Origin of the sequence: Azospirillum tabaci (assembly GCF_014596085.1) — a bacterium.
In the GTDB taxonomy this organism is placed as follows: Bacteria; Pseudomonadota; Alphaproteobacteria; order Azospirillales; family Azospirillaceae; genus Azospirillum; species Azospirillum tabaci.
The window spans coordinates 92,198-113,664 of sequence record NZ_JACCJY010000024.1 but is presented as its reverse complement, the minus strand read 5'-3'; the positions used below and the strand labels follow the sequence as shown (position 1 = coordinate 113,664).

The window sequence follows — 21,467 nt, the reverse complement described above, 5'->3', positions numbered from 1 at the left end:
AGGGCGACCTCAACAAGCGGGTGGAGCGCGACTACCAGGGCGCCTTCCAGACGCTGAAGACCGACGTCAACGCCACCTCCGCCAAGCTGTCGGAGATCGTCGGCCAGATCACCCAGGCGGCGGACACCATCGCCTCGGCGGCGGGCGAGGTCTCCATCGGCTCCTCCGACCTCGCGGAGCGGACGGAACAGCAGGCGTCGTCCCTGGAGGAGACGGCGGCGAGCATGGAGGAGCTGGGGGCCACGGTGCGTTCCAACGCCGACAACGCCCAGCGCGCCAACGGCATGGCCGCCGACGCCCGCACCGCCGCGGAGTCCGGCGGGACGGTGGCGGACTCGGCGATCGATGCGATGAAGCGCATCGAGGCGTCGAGCCGCAAGATCACCGACATCATCGGGGTGATCGACGAGATCGCCTTCCAGACCAACCTGCTGGCGCTGAACGCGGCGGTCGAGGCGGCGCGGGCCGGCGACGCGGGCCGCGGCTTCGCCGTGGTGGCGCAGGAGGTGCGCAACCTCGCCCAGCGCTCCGCCCAGGCGTCCAAGGAGATCAAGGGCTTGATCCTCGACAGCGACGCCCAGGTGAAGGACGGGGTGGAGCTGGTCAAGAAGGCCGGCGACGCGCTGGAGGGCATCGTATCGGGCGTCCAGCAGGTCGCCGGGCTGATCGCCGAGATGGCCTCGGCCTCCTCGGAGCAGGCGGCGGCGCTCGACGAGATCAACGCCACCGTCTCGCAGATGGACGAGATGACCCAGAAGAACGCCGCGCTCGTCGAGGAGACCACCGCCGCGGCGCAGGCCATGGCCGGTCAGGCCAACGACCTGAAGGGGCTGATCGGCTTCTTCAAGCTGGACCTGCAGGCCGTGCCGGTCGCCGTTGCGACCACCGCTGCGGCTCCGCGGCACGTCGCACCAGTGGCCCGTCCGACCGCTCCGGCGTCCCGTTCCCGAGCCGCGGCGAAGCCGGCGGCTCGGGCGGAGTCCCATTCGGGCACCGCGCTCAAGCGCAACGTCAGCGAGGACGACGACTGGAAGGAGTTCTGAGGGCCAAAGTCATCATTGCCCCCACCCCGGCCCTCCCCCGCTGTCGCAGGGGAGGGAGATTTCTGCGAAGCGGCGGCAGTCCCCTCCCCTGCGTCAGCGGGGGAGGGTTAGGGTGGGGGCAAGCCGCCCCCCCGCGCTTAATTCGCGATCGGCGTCGCCTCGATCTTGCGGCGCGGGGCGGCCTTGATCGAGGGGCCGGCGTTGTCCTCCGGCTTGGCGACGGTGGTCGTCGTGCCGCGGGCGGTCTGGATGGGGGCGCTGCCGCGCAGGCGCAGCAGATGCATCCGCACATAGGCGGTCGACCCCACCGCCTGCACCGCCACCCAATCGGTGCCGCGGGCGCGGCCCAGGACCTTCAGGGGCTGGCCGGGCGGGAAGGTGGCGACGATGGGCGCGCTGTTGCTCGGCTGCGACCGCAGCGCGGTGGTCTTGTCGGTTTCCCACTCGCCGGAGACGGTGTCGAGCCCAGCCGGTGAGGCGCTGGCGGTCCCCTGCACCACGGGCGCGCGGTTGGTCCGCTCGCCCGTCTGGCAGGCGGTCAGCATCACCGCGCAGGCCACGGCGAGGGAGACGGGAACGAGGCGCAGGCGTCTGGTCATCACGGACTCTGTTGGGTAGCCCTTTCGATCGGGCGACCATACAGGATGCGCCCCCACCCGCGCCACCGCGCCGCGGCAGAACGGCTATGCACTGTTTGTGGCAGGAAAGCGGCGCCGGCCCTGACGCCCAACGCCTAAAGCGGATTGCAATCCGCTTTGGACCGCGACAGCGGTCCCGGCCGCACATGCGGCCGAAGCCCGCCGGCAAGTGAGGCGATGTGAGTCTAAAGCGAACGGAAGTTCGCTTTAGGCGAGGACGCCCAGCTGCCAGGCGAAGAAGACCCCAAGCGCCACGGCGATGGTGAGAAGCTGCTTGCCGGTCGCCACGCAGGCCAGGACGGCGGCCAGCGCGCCGACGAGCTGCGGGTTCCTCCAGGTCAGCTCCAGCCCCTCGCCGTTCGGAGACAGGATCATCGGCACGATGATGGCGGTCAGCACCGTCACCGGGACGAAGCCCAGCGCCTGCTTCAGCAGCGGCGGGAAGACCACCCGGTCGCCCAGCACGAACAGCGCCGCCTTCACGAAGACGGTGACCGCCGCCATGCCCAGGATCATGACGGTGTTGGTCAGGACGGTCCCGGTCATGCCGCCTCCTCCTCCCGCCGTCCGGCCTCCAGCCCGCCGGAGCGCCAGCGCTGCAGGGCCATCCCCACGGCCACCCCGGCCACCACGGCGGCCATCAGCCCCAGCTTGTAGGGCACGTCCTGCCCCAGATAGGCCACGGCCCCCGCCGCCGCCGCCGCCGCGAAGTTGGGCAGGCTGGCGAGTTGCGGCACGACGATGGCGATGAAGGTGGCGACCATCGCGAAGTCCAGTCCCAGCGACTGGAGTTGCGGGAAGGCCGCGCCGAACAGCAGACCGACCAAGGTCCAGAACTGCCAGTTCGCGTACATCGACAGGCAGGAGCCCAGGAAGTACCAGTGCCCGAGCGGCGCCCGCGGGTGCCGGGCGTAGTAGCCGGCCATCACCGCGAAGGTCTCGTCGGTCAGGAAGAAGCCCAGCGTCCAGCGCCAGCGCGCCGGCAGATGGGCAACGTGCGGCAGCAGCGTGGCGGCGTAGAGGGCGTGTCGCAGGTTCACGATCAGGGTGGTCAGCCAGATCACCGCCAGCCCGGCGTGCCCGGCCACCAGACCCAGCGCGATGAACTGGCTGGACCCTGCGAAGACCGACAGGGACATGAGCTGCCCCTGCCACGCCGCCAGCGGCCCGGCGGCCACCAGCGTGCCGAAGATCACCCCGAAGGGCGCCGCGCCGATGACCATCGGCAGGGTGTCGCGGGCGCCGGCGGCGAAGCTGGATCGTCTGGTCATGATCGTTCTGAAGCGTCTTCTTGAACCGCTCCTTGGAACGGCGTCGGGTTGCGGACCATAGCGCTGCGACGAGCGCGCCGCCCGCCTTTTATTGTCCGGGAGACAAGTCCGTCCACACCACTCCGCGCAAAATGCCGCAGGCGAACGAGCAATAAGAATTTCCCGTATTTAGGGTATTCTTTCGGAACTCTCGCACTCGCTGCGTCTGCCGGGGAGCCCGCTCGCGTGAAGGTACCGTTCAACAACAAGGCCCGTTGGATCGACGACGTCATCTGGCATCAAATCCCGCGCCTGAAGATCGAGCCGCGGCGCAAGCTCGCCGCGTCGCTGGTCGCGCCCTTCCGGCCCCGCACCCCCGGCTTCAAACCATCCGAACAGACGTTGAGCCTCAAGACGCAACTGGAGACGCGCGGCTACACCGACGCGTTCCGCCTGATGACCGACGAGCAGGTCGCGGCGATGCGGCGCTATTTCGAGGAGCAGCCCTGCTTCGACGGCGGCCACCGGCAGTACGGCTCCTTCACCATCGACAAGGTGCCGTCGCCGGACATCCAGATGGCCCGCTATGTGGAGGAGCAGTTCCTGGCCGCCCCCCACCTGCTGGACACCATCAACCACCCGCTCGTCCTGGAGGTCGCGGAGGCGTTCCACGGCTGCAAGCCGACCATCGACGGCATGTCGGTATGGTGGTCGCTGGCCCGGCCCAACCCGCGGATCAGCACGCAGAACTACCACCGGGACTACAACCAGGTCCGCCACTTCAAGATGTTCCTGTACTTGACGGACACCGACATGGGCGGCGGGCCGCACATCTACGTCCCGGCCTCCCAGCACGGGCAGGAGCTTCTGGAGCGGCGCAATCATTCCGACGCCGAGGTCGAGGCGGTCTATGGCGCGTCGGCGCCCGTCGCGCTGACCGGGCGGGCGGGCGACTGCTTCCTGGCCGACAACATCGGGATGCACAAGGCTCTCCAGCCGACGCGCAGCGACCGGCTGATCGTCGTCACCGAATACACGCTGCTGCGCAACCGCTTCGGCCCGCTCCAGCCGGTGCTGCCGAATCCGGACCGCCGTTACGACCCCTACATCAACCGGGTCTATCTGCGGAGTTAACGATTCCGATGGGGCCGGCGTGCCGGGGGGAGGGCTTTCCATCCGCCCGCCTTTCCGGCAGGCTGGTCCCATGAAACCCGATTCCTGCTTCGAGTTTCCCGTCCACACGGCGGGGGAACGTGCGGCGGACGCGGTCATCCACGCCATCGGCGTGATCGCCGGCCTGATCGGCGCATCCTGGCTGCTGGCCGTGACGGCGGGCCATGTTTCCGCGACCGAGATGGTGTCGCTGGTCGCCTACGGCGCCGGGCTGGTCGGCATGCTCAGCGCGTCGGCCGCCTACAACCTGGCCCCGCCGGGCCGGCGCAAGGCGGTGCTGCGGCGGATCGACCATGCGATGATCTATGTGATGATCGCCGGCAGCTACACCCCCTTCACCCTGAACCGGCTGGACGGCGCCACGGGAATCCCGCTGGGCGTCGCGGTGTGGGTGGTGGCGCTGGGCGGGGTGGCGCTGAAGCTGTTCGCCTCCTGGCGGTACGAACGGCTGGGCTTCGTGCTCTATCTCGGGCTCGGCTGGGCCATCCTGTCGGTGGCCGAACCGCTGTGGCGGTCGCTGTCCCCGACGACGCTGCTTCTGCTGGCGGTGGGCGGGGTGGTCTACACGGTGGGCGCCTTCATCCACACGCTGGACCGCCTGCCCTACAACATCCCGGTCTGGCACGCGCTGGTCGTGGTGGCGGCCTCCTGTCACTTCGCCGCGGTGGCGCGGGAGTTCGTGGTGACATGATGAACGAGGGGCCTCGTGAAAGGCCCCTCGCCTGCATCATCCCTGCATCATCCGTGTACCGCCATCAATGAACCGTCGTCACCGGCTGGGTCGCCGCGCTGCGCACCTGGGCGGAGACGGGCAGGCCGTTGATGGTCAACTCGCCGCCTTCCGCCCCCACCTTGACCGTCTGGCCATCGGCGACGCGGCCCTCCAGGATCATGGTGGCCAGCGGGTTCTGCAGCTCCCGCTGGATCACCCGCTTCAGCGGACGCGCGCCGTAGACCGGGTCGTAGCCGGCCTCGGCCAGCCACTGCGTCGCCGCCTCGTCCACCTCCAGCGTGATGTCGCGGTCGGCCAGCATGCGGACCAGCCGCCCGAGCTGGATCGTCACGATCCCACCCATGTGGCTGCGGTCCAGCCGGTGGAACAGCAGGATCTCGTCCAGCCGGTTCAGGAACTCCGGCCGGAAGTGGGCGCGCACCACCTCCATCACCTCGTCGCGCACGGCGCCGCTGTCCTGGCCCTCCGGCTGGGCCGCCAGCACCTCGGAGCCAAGGTTCGAGGTCATGATGATGACCACGTTGCGGAAGTCCACCGTCCGCCCCTGCCCGTCGGTCAGGCGCCCGTCGTCGAGCACCTGGAGCAGCACGTTGAAGACGTCGGGATGGGCCTTCTCGACCTCGTCGAACAGGACGACCTGATAGGGCCGGCGGCGCACCGCCTCGGTCAGCGCTCCGCCCTCCTCATAGCCGACATAGCCCGGAGGCGCGCCGATCATGCGGGCGACCGAGTGCTTCTCCATGTATTCCGACATGTCGAGCCGGACCATCGCCGTCTCGTCGTCGAACAGGAACTCGGCCAGCGCCTTGGTCAGCTCGGTCTTGCCGACGCCGGTCGGCCCAAGGAACAGGAAGGAGCCGATGGGCCGATTGGGGTCCTGCAGGCCGGCGCGGGCGCGGCGGACGGCGTTGGACACCGCCACGATGGCCTCGTCCTGGCCGATCACGCGGGTTTTCAGGCGGGTTTCCATCGCCAGCAGCTTCTCCCGCTCGCCGGCCAGCATCTTGTCGACCGGCACGCCGGTCCAACGGCTGACCACGGCGGCGATGTCGCTGTCGCGCACCTCCTCGTTCAGCATGCGGTTGGCGGCGTGGGCCTCCGCCTCCTTCAGCCGCTTCTCCAGATCGGGGATGACGCCGTAGGCCAGCTCCCCGGCGCGGCCCCAGTTGCCGTCGCGCTGGGCCTGCTCCAGTTCGGTGCGGGCCTTCTCCAGGTCCTCCTTGATCTTCTGGGCGCCCTGGAGCTGGTCCTTCTCGGCCTGCCACTTGGCGGTCAGCTCGGCGGATTCCTGCTCCAGGTCGGCCAGCTCGCCTTCCAGGTTGGCAAGCCGGGCGCGCGAGGCCTCGTCGGACTCGCGCTTCAGCGCCTCCCGCTCGATCTTGAGCTGGATGATGCGGCGGTCCAGCTCGTCGATGGTCTCCGGCTTGCTGTCCACGGCCATGCGCAGGCGGCTGGCCGCCTCGTCGATCAGGTCGATGGCCTTGTCGGGCAGGAAGCGGTCGGTGATGTAGCGGTTCGACAGGGTCGCCGCCGACACGATGGCGCCGTCGGTGATGCGCACGCCGTGGTGCACCTCGTAGCGCTCCTTCAGGCCGCGCAGGATGGAGATGGTGTCCTCCACCGTCGGCTCGGGCACGAAGACGGGCTGGAAGCGCCGGGCAAGTGCGGCGTCCTTCTCGATGTGCTTGCGGTACTCGTCCAGCGTTGTGGCGCCGACGCAGTGCAGCTCGCCGCGCGCCAGCGCCGGCTTCAGCATGTTGGAGGCGTCCATGGCCCCGTCCGCCTTGCCGGCGCCGACCAGCGTGTGCAGCTCGTCGATGAAGACGATGACCTCGCCCGCCGCCGCCTGGATCTCCTGGAGCACGGCCTTCAGCCGCTCCTCGAACTCGCCGCGGTACTTGGCGCCGGCCACCATGCCGGCGAGGTCGAGCGACAGCAGCTTCTTGTTCTTCAGCCCTTCCGGCACGTCGCCCTTGACGATGCGCTGGGCGAGTCCCTCGACGATGGCGGTCTTGCCGACGCCCGGCTCGCCGATCAGGACGGGGTTGTTCTTGGTGCGACGGGCCAGCACCTGGATGGTGCGGCGGATTTCCTCGTCGCGCCCGATGACGGGGTCGAGCTTGCCCTCGCGCGCCGACTCGGTCAGGTCGCGGGTGTATTTCTTCAGCGCGTCGTAGCCCTGCTCGGCGCTGGCGGTGTCGGCGGTGCGGCCCTTGCGGACCTCGTTGATCGCGGTGTTGAGCGCCTGCGGGGTGACGCCCGCGCGCTTCAGCACGGCGGCGGACGGCGTGCCGTCGGCCATGGCGAGCGCCAGCAGGATGCGCTCCGCGGTGACGTAGCTGTCGCCGGCCTTCTTGGCGACCGCTTCGGCCTGCTCGAACACGCGGGAGAGTTCCGGGGTCAGGTACACCTGACCGGCGCCGGCGCCTTCCACCTTGGGCTGCTTGTCCAACTCGGCGTCCACGCCCGACAGCGCCAGGGCGGGGTCGCCGCCGGCCGCACGGATCAGGTTGGAGGCCAAGCCTTCCTTGTCGTCCAGAAGGGTCTTCAGCAGATGTTCCGGCGTCAGCCGCTGGTGGCCGCGCCGCAGGGCCAGGGTCTGCGCCGCCTGCACGAAGCCACGGCTGCGCTCGGTGTACTTTTCGAAATCCATGATGTGCTCCCTTCATCGCCGACCGTCCGCGAGGCAGCCCGGTCAGTCCGATCCACATTACCAGTGCGATCCGCAAGGATGCATGCGTCGCCGTAGATGTGGGTGAGGCCCATCCGTATGCAAGACCCCCCGGCACGCGTGGTTATTGCTTTTGTCGGACCCGCGCCGAAAGGGTGGCTTTCCGCGGCCCGCCGGAAGGGGCTAGGGTTTTCATTCAAAGCCACGGAACCCTTTTTTCATGACGGCGACGCCCACCAGCACCCCGCGCAACCCCTCGCCCACGGCCCTGCGGCCCGCCCTGACTTCCCCCCTGATGCGGCTGGCTTGGCACGGCCGCAACATGTGGCATTGGGTGGCGCGCCCGCTGACCATGGGGGTGCGGGGGATCATCCTGGACGACTCGGGCGCCGAGGAAGGCGCTGGCGGCATGGCCTCGGTCCTGCTGATCCGCCACAGCTACGTCGGCGGCTGGCATTTTCCGGGCGGCGGAGTCGGAAAAGGGGAGTCTCTGGTCGAGGCCATGCGCCGCGAGGTGCGGGAAGAGGTCGGGTTGACCGTGGAGAGCGGCCCGCAGCCCTTCGGCGTCTACGCCCGCTTCCGGCACGGGGCGAGCGACCATGTGGCGGTCTTCGTCGCGCGTGGGTGGTCGGGAACGCCCCAGGCCGACGGGGTGGAGATCCTGGAAGCGCGCTTCTTCCCGCTGGACCGGTTGCCAGAGGACACTTCCCCCGCCACGCGGCGGCGAATCGCCGAGTTCCAGGGTCGGGAGCCTTTGGCCGAGCGCTGGTGACGGTTTTCGATTGCGACGGTTGACAGAAGCGAACCGGTCCCACCATTGTGCGATGCAATGCCCGCGACCGTCGCCGCCATACGCCGCTACCCCGTGAAGGGGCTGAGCGGCCAGGATTTGCCCGCCGTTGACCTCGTCACCGGCCAACCCATCCCCTTTGATCGGCGCTTCGGACTGCTGCACGGCCCGGCTGCCCTGACCCCGGATGTCGAGGGCTGGCGCCCCAACGAGGATTTCTTCACGCTCGACCGGAACGAGAAGCTGGCGCTGCTCGACACCGAGTTCGACGAGGCCACCCAGTCGCTGATCATCCGGCGCGGCGGCAAGCAGGTGTCGCGCGGGCGCCTGGACCAGCCGATGGGCCGGATGCTGGTGGAGCAGTTCTTCGCCGCGTATCTGGCGGGGGCGGCTCCCGGCATGCCCAAGCTGGCCGAAGCCAGGAATCCGGCGCAGGGCGGCGGTTTTTCCTTCACCGACCGGGAAGAGGCCGCGGTTTCCATCCTCAACCTCGCCAGCGTGCGCGATCTGGAGGAGCGGGTGGCCAAGCAGCCGGTCGATCCGCGCCGCTTCCGCGCCAACCTGATGATCGACGGGCTGGAACCCTGGGTGGAACGCCAGTGGATCGGCGCGCTGCTGACGATCGGCGACGTCACCCTGCGCGTTTGCGACCACAAGGACTGCCGGCCCTCCAGCGAGGTCAATCCGGCGACCGGCGCGCGCGACCTCAACACGCTTCCCATTCTGGAACGCGGTTACGACCACACGCAGTGCGGCGTCTATGCCCGGGTGGTGCATGGGGGCCGGATCGCGGTGGGCGATCCGGTGGCGCTGGCCGAAGCCCTGCCGTCCTGAAAAACGCGCAATCCTGAAAAACGCGCAATCCTGAAGCCGGAACTCCCCGGCCTCAGGACTGACGGGCATCAGACTCTTTGTGTCAGGCGCTCATCGGGGTGCGTTCGTCGGTGGCGGCCTCGGACTCGTCGCCCATCTCGCCGCCATCCTCGTCCTCCGCCGAACCGCCCATGCTGGGCTGCGGGCCGAGGCCCGGGGCGCCGACGTTGCCGCGCTGGCGGTTCTCGGATTCCTGGATCTGGTTGATGATGCGGAAATAGTGCTCCGCATGCTGAAGGTAGTTTTCCGCCTGGACGCGGTCGCCGGACGAGGAGGCGTCGCGGGCCAGCGCCAGATACTTTTCATGGACCTGCCACGCGTTGCCGCGGATGCGCACGTCCGGACCATTGCTGTCGAAGGTCTGGTGACGCAGCGGAACGTTCTGCCGGCGGTTGCCGCCGCCCCCGCCGCCGCCACCTCCGCCACCACCGCCGCCGTTGCCACGACCGCGCGAGCGCCTGGAGTTCGGTCCTTGTCTCATTTGGCTCTTATGGCCCCATGTAAGAGAAGTGCAATCCCGCGAACGCCCTGGCTGACCATCCGGTCGCCGGGCCCGCCGCGGAACCAACCGCGGATGGGTCGCAGGGATCAAATCGACGCGCCCAACCGATCAACCGGTCTGCCTTCTCGGACGTCCGCCCAACCGCGCGGGGTTTCCGGAGGCCATGGGTACGCCCTGGGATGATCGTCCCTGGGCCATCGTCGTACCTGCACCCTACTGGGGACCGCGCGTCAATCCAACCTTTTTTTTGGGGGGATGGAGCGAAATCACGCGCCTCGCCGTCCAAGCACGCAACGTTCCACGCCGCCCAGATCCCGGAAAATGCCCGCCGGTTCCAGCCCGGCGGCGGCCAGCAGCCCCGCCACGTCCGCCGCTTGCCCCTGCCCGACCTCCAGCCCGGCCAGACCGCCCGGCTGGAGCAGGTCCGGCATCTGCGCGGCGATGATCCGGTAGGCGTCCAGCCCATCGGCGCCGCCGTCCAGCGCGCGCAGCGGGTCGTGTTCCCGCACCTCCGGATCGAGCGCGGCGATGTCGGCGCTGGGGATGTAGGGCGGGTTGGAGACGACGATGTCGAACCGCTCGGCCAGCCCGGCGCCCCAGTTGCCGGTCTGGAAGCGCGCCCGTTCCGCCAGCCCGTTGCGCGCCGCGTTTTCCGTGGCCGCAGCCACCGCGCCGGGGCTGAGATCGACGCCGAGGCCGGTGGCGTTGGGCAACTCCGCGAGCAGGGCGAGCAGGATGCAGCCGGTGCCGGTGCCGAGGTCGAGCAGCCGCAGCGGGGCGGTCCGGTCGGGCAGGGCCTTCAGCACCGCCTCGACCAGCGTCTCGGTGTCGGGACGGGGTTCGAGGGTGTCCGGGTTGAGGGCGAGGTCGATCGTCCAGAACTCGCGATGGCCGAGGATGCGCCCCACCGGCTCCCGCCCCGCCCGCCGGTCGACCAGGGCGAGGAAGCGGGCGGCATCAGACTCGGGGACGGGGTCGTTGGCCCGGGTGAACAGATCGTGGCGGGTGACGCCCAGCGCGTGTTCGACGAGAAGGCGCGCGTCGAGGTCGGGCGTGTCCACCCCGGCCTCGCGCAGGCGGGTCTCGGCGGTGCGGCGGAGTTGGTGAAGCGTGATGGTCATGGCTTGCCCCCACCCTCCCCATGCGCTGCATGGGTCCCCTCCCTCCCCCGCTGCGCAGGGGAGGGCGATCGATGCGACGTCCTGTTCCCTCCCCTGCGCAGCGGGGGAGGGTTAGGGTGGGGGCCTGTGTTGCCATACGAGCGCCTATGCGAAACTCCAAGCTGAAATACCGCGCTTGTGACCTGCGCACTCAGCCCACCGACGCCGAACGGACGCTCTGGCGCCAATTGCGCAGCGAACAGCTCAGCGGATGGAAATTTCGCCGTCAACACCCCATTCCCCCCTACATCGCCGATTTCGCCTGCATCCAAGCCAAGCTGGTTGTCGAAGTCGATGGCGGCCAGCATGCCGACTCCGCCTACGACTCCGCCCGGGACGAGCATCTTCGGCACCATGGCTGGCGGGTCCTGCGCTTCTGAAACAACGACGTGCTGAACAACGCGGAGGGCGTGGCGCGCATGATCGGCGACGCGCTCGGCCCCCTCCCCGACCCTCCCCCGCCGTTGGCGGTGGAGGGGGAATAGACAAACCGCCCTATTGCAGTTCCGACAGCCGGGCGGCCTCGTCCTCGGCCGTCAGCGCGTCGATCAGCTCGTCCAGCGCCTCGCCGGCCATCACCTTCTCGATCTTGTAGAGCGTCAGGTTGATGCGGTGGTCGGTCACCCGGCCCTGCGGGAAGTTGTAGGTGCGGATGCGCTCGGACCGGTCGCCGGAGCCCACCTGGCTCTTGCGGTCGGCGGCGCGGGCCTTGTCCTTCTCGGCGCGCTCCCGCTCGTAGAGGCGGGCGCGCAGCACCTTCAGGGCCTTGGCCTTGTTCTTGTGCTGGCTCTTCTCGTCCTGCTGGCTGACGACGAGGCCGGTCGGCAGGTGGGTGATGCGCACCGCGCTGTCCGTCGTGTTCACCGACTGGCCGCCGGGACCGCTGGAGCGGAACACGTCGATGCGCAGGTCCTTCTCGTCGATGTGGATGTCCACCTCCTCCGCCTCGGGCAGCACCGCGACGGTCGCGGCGGAAGTGTGGATGCGCCCCTGAGTCTCGGTCGCCGGAACCCGCTGCACGCGGTGGACGCCCGACTCGAACTTCAGCCGGGCGAAGACGTTGCGGCCGGTGATGTTGGCGATGGCCTCCTTGTAGCCGCCGATGCCGGTCTCGCTGACCTCCATCGTCTCGAACCGCCAGCCCTGAAGCCCGGCGTAGCGGCGGTACATCTCGAACAGCTCCGCGGCGAAGAGGGCCGCCTCGTCGCCGCCGGTGCCGGCGCGCACCTCCAGGATGGCGTTCTTCTCGTCCGCCTCGTCCTTGGGCAGCAGGGAAATCTGCACCCGGCGCTCCAGGGCGGGGATGCGGCGGGTGAGATCGGCGAACTCCTCTTCGGCCAGCGCCTTCATGTCGGCGTCGCCCGCCGGGTCGGCGATCATGCCGGCGAGGTCGGCGGCCTCGGCCTTGGCCTTCTTCAGCTCCGCGATGGCCTCGGCCACCGGGGTCAGGTCGGCGTATTCCTTCGACAGCCGGGCGAAGTCCGCCGGGTCCACCGTCCCCGCCGCCATCGCGTCCCGCAGCTCGTCATGGCGGGCCACGACTCTATTGAACTTCTCGTCCAGGCTCACGTCGCTCGTCCTTATCCAAATCACTCCCGGCGCCCAGACCGGTTTCGGCTGGGCCGGTGCCGGCGGGCTCGTCCAGCCGGAACAGCCGGAACAGCAACCGTTCCGCCGCCGCCCGCTCCGCCAGTCCGGCCCCGTCCGGGTCCGCCGCCATGGCGCGCAGCGCCTCCGACGGGCCGTGCAGCAGCCGGTTGACCAGCAGTCGCGTCGCCGACGCCGCGTCCAGCCCCCGCTGCTCGTCCAGCAGGCGCCGCCGCTCCGCCTCGAAATGCGTCCGCAGCGCCGCCACGGCGGGCACCGCGGCGCGCTCGGCCCGGTGGCGGGCGAAGGCCGCCAGGGCCTCGTCCACGATGCTCCAGGCCGCCTGGGTCGCCGCCTCGCGCCCCACCCGCCCCTGCAGCGCCACGCGCTCCAGGTCGGCGAGGTCGTAGACGAAGGCCTCGTCCAGCCCGGCGACGTCCGGGTCGACATCGGCGGGGATCGCCGCGTCCACCACGAACACCGGGCGGCGGCGGCGGCGCTTCAACGCCGCCCCCAACTGCGGTGCGGAGAGGATATAGCGCCCCAGCCCCGCCGCGGTCACCACGATATCCGCGCTCGTCAGCGCCGAATCGAGATCGGCCCAGGGCGCGAAGTGGCTGTCCATGCGCCGCGCCGCCGCTTCCGCCCGGCGGTCCACCGGGGCGGCGACGGTCAGCCGGCCGAGCCCGGCCTCGCGCAGCCCCTCCAGCACCAGGGCGCCCATGTCGCCCAGCCCCATCAGCAGGCCGGCGCAACGCTTCAGGTCGCCGTGCAGGTCGCGGGCCACCTGAACCGCCGCGGCGACCAGCGAGGTGGCGCCCTCGGCGATGGGCGTCTCGCGGCGCACCCGCTTGGCGGCGCCGTAGGCGGCCTGGAGAAGCCCTTCCAGCTCCGGCCCGGACAGGCCGGCGGCGGCGGCGTGGCGGTGGGCGGCCTTGACCTGCCCCAGGATGTGCGGCTCGCCGATGATCTGGCTGTCGAGCGAGCAGGCGACGGCGAAGACGTGGCGCACCGCCGCCGGGCCGGTCAGGGTGTAGAGCTGCCCGGCGAGGTCCGCTTCGGTCAGACCCACCCGCTCCGCCATGATGCCGGCGATGACCAGCGCCGCCTCGTTCGGGCGTTCATGGACGGCCTGGACCTCGACCCGGTCGCAGGTGCTGAGCCACATCGCCTGGGTGATGCCGGCGGCGCTCAGCCGCTCCAGCATCGCCGGCACCTCCGCCTCCTCCGTCGTCAGACGGTCGCGGATCGCGCCGGAGCAGGACCGGTGGCTGGCGCCGATGACGAAGTAGGAAGCGGTCACTCTGACTCTGGCCCAGGCCGCGGCACGGCCGACAAGGATGGTGGGATTGCCGCGGATTTAAGCACGGATGGCACGGGGCGTCCTTAGTTCAATTGTTTGCCCGTGCCGGTTCCGTCATTCGGCGGCCTTCTCCGCCGCTTTTTCCGCCGCCTTGGCGGCCTCGATCTCGGCGGCCTTCTTCTCGACCAGCCCGACGAGGTGATCCACGATGTTCTGGTCCTTCAGCCGGTGGTCGGTGACGCCGGACAGATAGACCTGATGAGTGTTGTTGCCGCCGCCGGTCAGCCCGATGTCGGTCTCGCGCGCCTCGCCGGGGCCGTTGACCACGCAGCCGATGACCGACAGGGTCAGCGGCGTGGTGATGTGGGCCAGCCGCGCCTCCAGCGTCTCCACCGTCTTGATGACGTTGAAGTTCTGCCGCGCGCAGCTCGGGCAGGAAATCACCGTGACGCCGCGCCGCCGCAAGCCCAGCGACTTCAGCATCTCGTAGCCGACCTGGACCTCCTCCGTTGGCTCGGCGGACAAGGACACGCGAATGGTGTCGCCGATGCCCGACCACAGCAGCATGCCCAGGCCGATGGAGGACTTCACCGTCCCGGCGCGCAGGCCGCCGGCCTCGGTGATGCCGATGTGCAGCGGATAGTCGCAGGCTTCGGCCAAGCCCTGGTAGGCGGCCACCGCCAGGAAGACGTCGGACGCCTTCACCGAGATCTTGAACTCGGTGAAATCATGATCCTCCAGGATCTTGGCGTGGTTGAGGGCGCTTTCGACCAGCGCCTCCGGGCAGGGTTCGCCGTACTTCTCCAGCAAGTCCTGCTCCAGCGAGCCGGCGTTGACGCCGATGCGCATGGAGCAGCCGTAGTCCTTGGCCGCCTTCACCACCTCGCGCACCCGCTCCGCCGAGCCGATGTTGCCGGGGTTGATGCGCAGGCAGGCCGCCCCGCTCTGCGCCGCCTCGATGGCGCGCTTGTAGTGGAAATGGATGTCCGCGACGATCGGCACCGAGACCTGCGGCACGATCTGCTTCAACGCCAGCGCCGACTCCTGATCGGGACAGGAGACGCGCACGATGTCGGCGCCCACCCGCTCCGCCGCCTGGATCTGCGCCACCGTCGCCGCCACGTCGGCGGTCGGCGTGTTGGTCATCGTCTGCACCGAGATCGGCGCATCGCCGCCGACGAGCACGTTGCCCACCCGGATCTGACGGGACTTGCGGCGAAGGATCTGGCGGTAGGCGCGCACGCTGCTCATGGGCTGTAGCCTCGGGGCATGGATCGGGTCCGGCGCGGTCTTATAGCGCAGCCGGCGTTACGCCTGAAGTGCGGTCCGCCGCGCCGGATTCAAGGGAAAAAGCCGTCGCTGGCTTGTCTTTGGCGAGCCGTCCTCAATGGGCGGGGGCGCTGCCGCGCAGGGTCGGGGCATGCTGGTCCAGCGACACGTCGCGCAGCACCTGCCCGACCGCGCCCATCGGCGCGCCGTCCACCCCGTCGGTGACGACGATGAGCCCGCCGGCGTTGCCGGTGCGGACGCGGATGCCGGAGCGGTCGGGCACGCGGTAGACGTCGCCCGGCTTCAGCACGCGGGTGAAGATGATCTCGCCGCTGTTGTCGCGCACCTGGATCCAGCTGTCCTGTGTGGCGCGGAGCTGGATGCGCGAGGCCGCGTTCTGCGTGCCGTAGACCTTCGACGGCAGCGCCCCGTCCACGGCGGGCGGCGGCGCCGTCGGAGCCGCGGGCGGCAGGCTGGCGATGGCCGGGGCGGCGGGCGTGAGCGGGGTCGGTTCCTGCGTGGCCCCCTCGGACTCGTCGTCCTCGGCCGGCGGCGGCGGGACGTTCACCATGGCCGATGGAGCGGGAGCCGGAACCGCCGCGGGAGCGTTCGGCTTGGCGGGAACGGCCGGCGCCGGCTGGGCAACCACCGCCGCAGGGGCCGGAATGGGCTTCGCCGGAGCCGCGGCCGCAGGGGCTTGGACGGTGGGAGCCTGGCCGGTGGTGGCCGGAGCGGCGGGAGCCGGTGTCACCGGAGCGGGAGCCGCCGCCGGGGCGGGCACCGCCGTGGACCCACCACCGGCCGCGGGCGGGGCGGCCACTGGGGAAGCCGCCGGGGAAGCCGCCGGAGCGGGCGGAGCCTCCGCCATCACGGTCGGGACCGACGCCGGGGCGGCGGGCGAGCCGACGGGGACCGGCGCCCCGACGTTCTGGCCGCCACCGTTCTGGCCACCCCCGTTCTGGCCACCCCCGTTCTGGCTGGCGTTGAAGGGCAGCGTGTCGAGCAGCGAGACCAGCCGGTCGGGCAGGGTCGGAACCAGATCGACCATCGACCGGTCGGTCGCCGACAGATAGTACCAGCCGCCATAGACGATGCCGGCCAGCACCATCGTGCCGAGCAGGACCGTGCCACCGGGGATGCGGCCTTCCGGCACCGGGGTCGGGAAATAAAGCTGCTGGCTGCGCGTGCGGCCCGCCGCCTCGTCCTTGTAGCGGGTGAGGATGGTGTCCGGGTCGAGCCCCAGGCATTCCGCGTAGGAACGCAGGAAACCGGCGGCGTAGGTGGTGCCCGGCAGGTCCTCGAACCGGCCCGCCTCGATGGCCTGCAGGTAGGGGTAGCGGATGCGCAGCATCGTCGCGACCTCGCGCAGGTCGTAGCCGAGGCTCTCGCGCGTCTCGCGCAGGGTGTCGGACACGCTGGGGCCGGTCTGCGCCGGGCCGTCCTGCGTGGGGTCGTAGGAGCCGAAAACCTTGCGCTTGCCCATCATCTCAACCGTACCGTCGCCTCGGAAGACTTATGGTCGCACCCCCGGCATGGGTACGCCAGCCGCGGGATCGGCGCAACCGGGAATGACCGTGATCCTGCCCTCTTGTATACGCCCTTCGTCCAAACCGCTGTAACAAAACGCCGCCGCGGCGAGAACCGGCGTCGGATATGGCTTCAGGGCGGACGAAGCGGGCTTGGGCGTGACCTTGGGCGCGGTCCCACATGCGGCCTCAGATGATGACGCCGTGGTCCTTGGCGAAGCTGCGCAGCTTGTCGCGCAGGCTGTGATCGCCGCGCAGATAGAGCCCGTTCATGTACTGGCGCAGCGCCGCCACGTCGAGCGAGCGCAGCATGGTCTTCACCGGCCCGACCGACGGCGGCGACATCGACAGGGTGCGGAAGCCGATGCCGATCAGCGCCATGGCGTCGAGCGGCCGGCCGGCCATCTCGCCGCAGATGCTGACCGGGACACCGACGTCACCGCAGGCCTCGACCAGCCGCCGCAGCAGGCTGAGCATGGCCGGCGACAGCGGGTCGTAGCGGCCGGAGGTGCGCGGGTTGCCGCGGTCGCTGGCGAAGATGTACTGGGTCAGGTCGTTGGAGCCGACCGACAGGAAATCCACCCGCGGCAGCAGGGCCGGCAACTGCCACAGCAGCGCCGGCACCTCGATCATCGTGCCGACGCGCACGCGGCTGGGCGGCTCGCCGCCCTGACCCTCCAGACGGGCGATCTCCAGGTCGAGCAGGCGGCGGGCGGCGTCGAACTCCGCCACCTCCGCGATCATCGGGAACATCACCGACAGCGGACGGCCACTGGAGGCCCGCAGCAGGGCGCGCAACTGCTGGCGCAGCAGCGACGGGTGGTCCAGCCCGATGCGGATGGCCCGCCAGCCGAGCGCCGGGTTCTCCTCCCCCTCGCTAGCCGCGATGTAGGGCAGCATCTTGTCGCCACCGACGTCGAGCGTGCGGAAGACCACCGGCTTGTCGTCGGTCTGGTCGAGGATGCGCGCATAGAGGTCGGTCTGCGCGTGGACGTCCGGGTAGGTGGAGCGCACCATGAAAGGGATTTCGGTGCGGTAGAGGCCGATCCCCTCCGCCCCGCTGGCCTTCAGATGCGGCAGGTCGATCAGCAGGCCGCAATTGAGCTGGATGGAGATCGGCACGCCGTCCCGCGTCACCGAGGGCAGCGCGCGGATCGCCTCGTACATCTGCTCCTTGCGGGCGCGCAGGGCCACGGCCTCCGCGAAGGCCATCTGGATGTCCTCCGCCGGGCGGACGAATGCCTGCCCGTGGTCGCCGTCGACGATCACCGGGTCCAGCGGCTCGATCCGGTTCAGCGCGTCGGGCGCTTGCACCACCGGGATGTTCAGCGCGCGGGCCACGATGCAGACGTGGCTGGAGGGGGAGCCCTCCTCCAGGATCACGCCGCGCAGGCGGCGCTGGTCGTAATCGAGAAGCTCCGCCGGCCCCATGGACCGCGCGACCAGGACGATGTCCTCCGGCAGCGTGCCGCCGTCCGCCTCCGACTTGCGCCCGGCGAGGTGCTGGAGCAGCCGGTTGGTCAGATCCTCCAGGTCGAGGAGCCGTTCGCGGATGTAGGGGTCGGTCAGGTGGCTCATGCGGGCGCGGGTGTCGTTCTGCACCTGCTGCACGGCGCCTTCCGCCGTCAGACCCATGCGGATCGCCTCACGGATGCGCGACAGCCACCCGCGGTCCTCCGCGAACATGCGGTAGGTTTCCAGGATGTCCTTGGGCTCGCTCAAGCCCGCCAGCGCCGCCGCGTTCAGCAGGTCGTCGATGGCGCTGTGCATGGTGGCGATGGCCGCGTTCAGCCGCGCCAACTCGCTCTCCGCGTCCTCGGACACCATCTGGCGGATGGTCAGCTGCGGGCGGTGGATCACCGCCAGCCCCATCGCCAGACCGCTGGCCAGCGACGTGCCCGACAGGCGGGCCGGCAGCAGCGCCGGATCGCCGGTGGAGGCGACCTCCTGCGGGTTGACCAGTTCGCCCTGGGCGACCAGCTCGGCCACCACCATGGCGATGGTCTGGAGCGTCTCGACCTCGACCTCGGTGTAGCGGCGGCGGTCCTTGTGCTGGATGACCAGGACGCCGCGGACCTTGCCGCCGCGCAGGATCGGCACGCCGGCCAGCGACAGGAAGGGGTCCTCCCCCGTCTCCGGGCGGTAGGCGAAGCTGGGGTGCGACGGGGCGTTGTCCAGCGCGATGGGCCGCGCGTGGCCGGCGATGTCGCCGACGATGCCCTCGCCCACGCGCAAGCGGGTGTTGTGCACGGCGTCCTGGTTCAGACCGAGGGTGGAGAACAGCTCCAGCACCTCGCCCGCCCGCATGACGTAGCAGGAGCAGACGTCCGCCCCCATCTCCATGCCGATCAGGGTGACGATCTTGTCCAGCCGCTCCTGGCCGGAGCCTGAGCCCGCCATGACGTCGCGCAGCCGTGCCAGCAGCCGCCGCGAGGCGGCGCCGTCGAAGCCCGGCGAACCGGCGGGGATGTCGCCCACGACGCCGTTCATCTCACGCCGCCCCCAGGATCGCCGATCGACCAACGGCCTTCGGATCGGTGGCCGGCCGCTCGCCCGCCTCGGGCGACCGGTCGGCCGATGGCGGGCAGCGGGCATCCAGCGCCGATTCGGCTTGGGCGATCAGATCGCCGATGATCTCGGCCACCGGCTGCTCGCGCGTGACCAGCCCGACGCTCTGCCCGGCCATCAGCGAGCCGCTCTCCACGTCGCCGTCGATCACCGCGCGGCGCAGCGCGCCGGCCCAGAAATGCTCGATCTCCAGGATGCCCGCGTCGCGCGTCGTCTCGCCGCGGTCGACGCGGGCGATGACCTCGCGCTGAAGCTCCATGAAGCGCTTCGACCCGGCGTTGGCGAGCGCCCGCACCGGGATCACCGGGAAACGCGGGTCGATCTGCACCGACGCCTGGGCGTCGCGCGCCGATGCCTTGATGAAGACCTGCTTGAAGCGCGGATGCGCGATGGATTCGGTGGCGCAAACGAAGCGGGTGCCGATCTGCACGCCCGCCGCCCCCTGCTCCAGATAGGACAGGATGGCCTCGCCGCGACCGATGCCGCCGGCGACGAAGACCGGGACCTCGCGCAGGTCGGGCAGGATCTCCTGCGCCAGGACGGTGGTGGAGACGGGGCCGATGTGGCCGCCGGCCTCCGTGCCCTCGATCACCAGGGCGTCGATGCCGAGCTTGACCATCCGCTTGCCGCTGACCAGCGTCGGGGCGAAGGTCATGGCGCGCGCGCCGCCGTCCTTGATGCGCTTGATGGTGGCGCCGCTGGGGAAGCCACCGGCGATCACCACGTGGCTCACCGCCAGCTCCCGGCAGACGTCGATCAGACGGTCGAGGTCCGGGTGCATGTTGATGAGGTTGACGCCGAAGGGCTTCGCGGTCAGCGCCCGCGTGGCGGCGATCTCCGCCGCCAGCAGGTCCGGCGGCATCGAGCCGCAGGCCAGCACGCCGAAGCCCCCGGCGTTGGAGATGGCGGAGACGAGGTGGCGCTCCGACACCCAGCTCATCGCACCGCCCATGATGGCGGTGCGCGTGCCGAGGAAGGCGCAGCCACGCTCCCACAGCCGGTCGAGTCGGGCGCCTGCGACCGCGTCGGACCTGGCGTCGGTCATCGCCGCCCCTCCCCCTTCACCCGGCTCAGGCCGCGTCCAGCCCGTAGGCGGTGTGCAGCGCGCGCAGCGCCAGCTCCGCATACTCCTCGGCGATCAGGACGGAGATCTTGATCTCGGAGGTGGAGATGACCTGGATGTTGATGCCCTTGTCGGCCAGCGCCTTGAACATGCGCTGCGCGACGCCGGCGTGGCTGCGCATGCCGACGCCGATCACCGACACCTTCACCACGTTGGCGTCGGAGACGATGCGCTGGTAGTTCAGCTCGGCCTTGGCGTCCTCCAGCACCTTCACGGCGCGGGCGATGTCGGCCTTGCCGACCGTGAAGGTCATGTCGGTGGACTTGCCGTCTTCCGACACGTTCTGGACGATCATGTCGACATTGACGGCGGCGTCGGTCAGCGGACCGAAGATGCTGGCCGCCACGCCCGGACGGTCGGCGACGCCGATGAGGGTGATCTTCGCCTCGTCGCGGCTGTAGGCGATGCCGCTCACAACTTCCTTTTCCACGATCTCGTCCTCGTCAACAACAAGGGTACCGGGAAGCGCGCTGCCGGCGGCCTCCTCGAAGCTCGACAGAACCTGCACGCGCACGCGGTGGTTCATTGCCATCTCGACCGAGCGGGTCTGCAGGACCTTCGCCCCCTGCGACGCCAGCTCCAGCATCTCCTCGTAGGTGATCTTGGAGAGCTTGCGCGCCTTGGTGACGATGCGCGGGTCGGTGGTGTAGACGCCGTCCACGTCGGTGTAGATGTCGCAGCGGTCCGCCTTCAGCGCCGCCGCCAGGGCGACTGCCGAGGTGTCGGAGCCGCCGCGGCCCAGCGTGGTGATGCGGCCGCCTTCGGTCACGCCCTGGAAACCGGCGACCACGGCGACCTCGCCGGTGTTCATCCGCTTGTCCAGCTCCGCCGTGTCGATGGACACGATGCGCGCCTTGCCGTGCGTCTCGTCGCTGTAGATCGGAATCTGCCAGCCGAGCCAGGACCGCGCCTGGATGCCGAGCGACTGCAGCGCGATGGCGAGGAGACCGGAGGTCACCTGCTCGCCCGAAGCGACGATGGCGTCGTACTCGCGCGCGTCGTGCAGCTTGTCGATGTCGTTGCAGTATTTCACGAGCTGGTTGGTCACGCCGGACATCGCCGACACGACGACGGCGACCTGATGCCCCGCCTTGACTTCCTGCTCGACCTTTCGGGCCACGTTCTTGATGCGGTCGATGTCGCCGACCGACGTGCCGCCGAACTTGAGGACGATCCGCGCCATACCTCACACCATGTCTGGGCCGGCGAGAAAGCCGGCAGTCCGCGCCCCCGCTCTACCGTTGCCGGCGCGGGGCGG

The 21,467-nt window shown here is 70.0% G+C and carries 19 protein-coding genes; 6 read left to right on the top strand and 13 right to left on the bottom strand.

Going from position 1 to position 21,467, the window contains the following annotated elements:
- Window positions 1–1,043 (top strand): methyl-accepting chemotaxis protein (locus tag H0B54_RS20820; RefSeq protein ID WP_246472652.1); only part of this gene is annotated, 1,043 nt, incomplete at its 5' end.
- A 137-nt stretch (window positions 1,044–1,180) separates the two neighbouring features.
- On the opposite strand, the gene H0B54_RS20815 is transcribed toward H0B54_RS20820, so the two are convergent.
- From H0B54_RS20815 to H0B54_RS20805, 3 genes are all read right to left on the bottom strand, one after another.
- Window positions 1,181–1,642 carry an SH3 domain-containing protein gene (locus tag H0B54_RS20815; protein ID WP_188261911.1) on the bottom strand — a complete coding sequence of 154 codons (462 nt, stop codon included), beginning with the start codon at window positions 1,640–1,642 and terminating at the stop codon, window positions 1,181–1,183.
- A gap of 246 nt (window positions 1,643–1,888) precedes the next feature.
- Complete coding sequence (locus tag H0B54_RS20810) at window positions 1,889–2,227, bottom strand: AzlD domain-containing protein (protein WP_211109467.1); 339 nt, start codon at window positions 2,225–2,227, stop codon at window positions 1,889–1,891.
- Window positions 2,224–2,952 carry an AzlC family ABC transporter permease gene (locus H0B54_RS20805; RefSeq protein ID WP_188261910.1) on the bottom strand — a complete coding sequence of 243 codons (729 nt, stop codon included), beginning with the start codon at window positions 2,950–2,952 and terminating at the stop codon, window positions 2,224–2,226. The genes H0B54_RS20810 and H0B54_RS20805 overlap by 4 nt, the downstream gene beginning before the upstream one ends.
- A gap of 225 nt (window positions 2,953–3,177) precedes the next feature.
- Between H0B54_RS20805 and H0B54_RS20800 the strand changes: the two genes are divergently transcribed.
- Window positions 3,178–4,065 carry a phytanoyl-CoA dioxygenase family protein gene (locus tag H0B54_RS20800; RefSeq protein ID WP_188261909.1) on the top strand — a complete coding sequence of 296 codons (888 nt, stop codon included), beginning with the start codon at window positions 3,178–3,180 and terminating at the stop codon, window positions 4,063–4,065.
- A 70-nt stretch (window positions 4,066–4,135) separates the two neighbouring features.
- Window positions 4,136–4,795 carry a PAQR family membrane homeostasis protein TrhA gene (gene trhA / locus H0B54_RS20795; protein ID WP_188261908.1) on the top strand — a complete coding sequence of 220 codons (660 nt, stop codon included), beginning with the start codon at window positions 4,136–4,138 and terminating at the stop codon, window positions 4,793–4,795.
- A gap of 64 nt (window positions 4,796–4,859) precedes the next feature.
- On the opposite strand, the gene clpB is transcribed toward trhA, so the two are convergent.
- On the bottom strand, window positions 4,860–7,490 hold the full coding sequence (gene clpB / locus H0B54_RS20790) for an ATP-dependent chaperone ClpB (protein WP_188261907.1): 2,631 nt from the start codon (window positions 7,488–7,490) through the stop codon (window positions 4,860–4,862).
- 238 nt (window positions 7,491–7,728) lie between these two features.
- Between clpB and H0B54_RS20785 the strand changes: the two genes are divergently transcribed.
- Both H0B54_RS20785 and H0B54_RS20780 read left to right on the top strand, forming a co-directional pair.
- Window positions 7,729–8,280, top strand: coding sequence for an NUDIX domain-containing protein (locus tag H0B54_RS20785; protein WP_188261906.1), 552 nt, complete (start codon window positions 7,729–7,731; stop codon window positions 8,278–8,280).
- A gap of 57 nt (window positions 8,281–8,337) precedes the next feature.
- The gene (locus H0B54_RS20780; RefSeq protein ID WP_188261905.1) at window positions 8,338–9,132 is read left to right on the top strand and encodes an MOSC domain-containing protein; all 795 of its coding nucleotides are present in this window, start codon (window positions 8,338–8,340) and stop codon (window positions 9,130–9,132) included.
- 82 nt (window positions 9,133–9,214) lie between these two features.
- On the opposite strand, the gene H0B54_RS20775 is transcribed toward H0B54_RS20780, so the two are convergent.
- The gene (locus tag H0B54_RS20775) at window positions 9,215–9,652 is read right to left on the bottom strand and encodes a DUF4167 domain-containing protein (RefSeq protein ID WP_188261904.1); all 438 of its coding nucleotides are present in this window, start codon (window positions 9,650–9,652) and stop codon (window positions 9,215–9,217) included.
- Window positions 9,653–9,939: 287 nt separating this feature from the next.
- Window positions 9,940–10,794 carry a peptide chain release factor N(5)-glutamine methyltransferase gene (prmC, locus tag H0B54_RS20770; RefSeq protein WP_188261903.1) on the bottom strand — a complete coding sequence of 285 codons (855 nt, stop codon included), beginning with the start codon at window positions 10,792–10,794 and terminating at the stop codon, window positions 9,940–9,942.
- A gap of 146 nt (window positions 10,795–10,940) precedes the next feature.
- Here prmC and H0B54_RS20765 point away from each other — a divergent pair, with 146 nt between their 5' ends.
- Window positions 10,941–11,213, top strand: coding sequence for an endonuclease domain-containing protein (locus H0B54_RS20765; protein WP_246472651.1), 273 nt, complete (start codon window positions 10,941–10,943; stop codon window positions 11,211–11,213).
- Between the two features lie 115 nt (window positions 11,214–11,328).
- Here the strand turns inward: H0B54_RS20765 and prfA are convergent, their stop codons facing one another.
- The 7 genes from prfA to H0B54_RS20730 form a co-directional block, all read right to left on the bottom strand.
- Window positions 11,329–12,402, bottom strand: coding sequence for a peptide chain release factor 1 (gene prfA / locus H0B54_RS20760; RefSeq protein ID WP_094305560.1), 1,074 nt, complete (start codon window positions 12,400–12,402; stop codon window positions 11,329–11,331).
- Entirely contained in the window at window positions 12,377–13,723 is a 1,347-nt protein-coding gene (gene hemA, locus H0B54_RS20755) for a glutamyl-tRNA reductase (RefSeq protein ID WP_188261902.1), read from the bottom strand. The genes prfA and hemA overlap by 26 nt, the downstream gene beginning before the upstream one ends.
- Window positions 13,724–13,837: 114 nt before the next feature.
- Window positions 13,838–14,974 (bottom strand): flavodoxin-dependent (E)-4-hydroxy-3-methylbut-2-enyl-diphosphate synthase, encoded by a 1,137-nt coding sequence (ispG, locus tag H0B54_RS20750; protein ID WP_094305562.1) that lies wholly within the window; start codon window positions 14,972–14,974, stop codon window positions 13,838–13,840.
- 133 nt (window positions 14,975–15,107) lie between these two features.
- Window positions 15,108–16,478, bottom strand: coding sequence for a helix-turn-helix domain-containing protein (locus H0B54_RS20745; RefSeq protein WP_246472650.1), 1,371 nt, complete (start codon window positions 16,476–16,478; stop codon window positions 15,108–15,110).
- 229 nt (window positions 16,479–16,707) lie between these two features.
- Window positions 16,708–19,008: a phosphoenolpyruvate--protein phosphotransferase gene (gene ptsP, locus H0B54_RS20740; protein WP_188261901.1), complete on the bottom strand. Its 2,301-nt coding sequence runs from the start codon at window positions 19,006–19,008 to the stop codon at window positions 16,708–16,710.
- A gap of 1 nt (window position 19,009) precedes the next feature.
- Window positions 19,010–20,131 carry an NAD(P)H-dependent flavin oxidoreductase gene (locus tag H0B54_RS20735; RefSeq protein WP_246472649.1) on the bottom strand — a complete coding sequence of 374 codons (1,122 nt, stop codon included), beginning with the start codon at window positions 20,129–20,131 and terminating at the stop codon, window positions 19,010–19,012.
- A gap of 25 nt (window positions 20,132–20,156) precedes the next feature.
- Window positions 20,157–21,392 (bottom strand): aspartate kinase, encoded by a 1,236-nt coding sequence (locus H0B54_RS20730; RefSeq protein WP_094305564.1) that lies wholly within the window; start codon window positions 21,390–21,392, stop codon window positions 20,157–20,159.
- Window positions 21,393–21,467 lie beyond the last annotated feature (75 nt).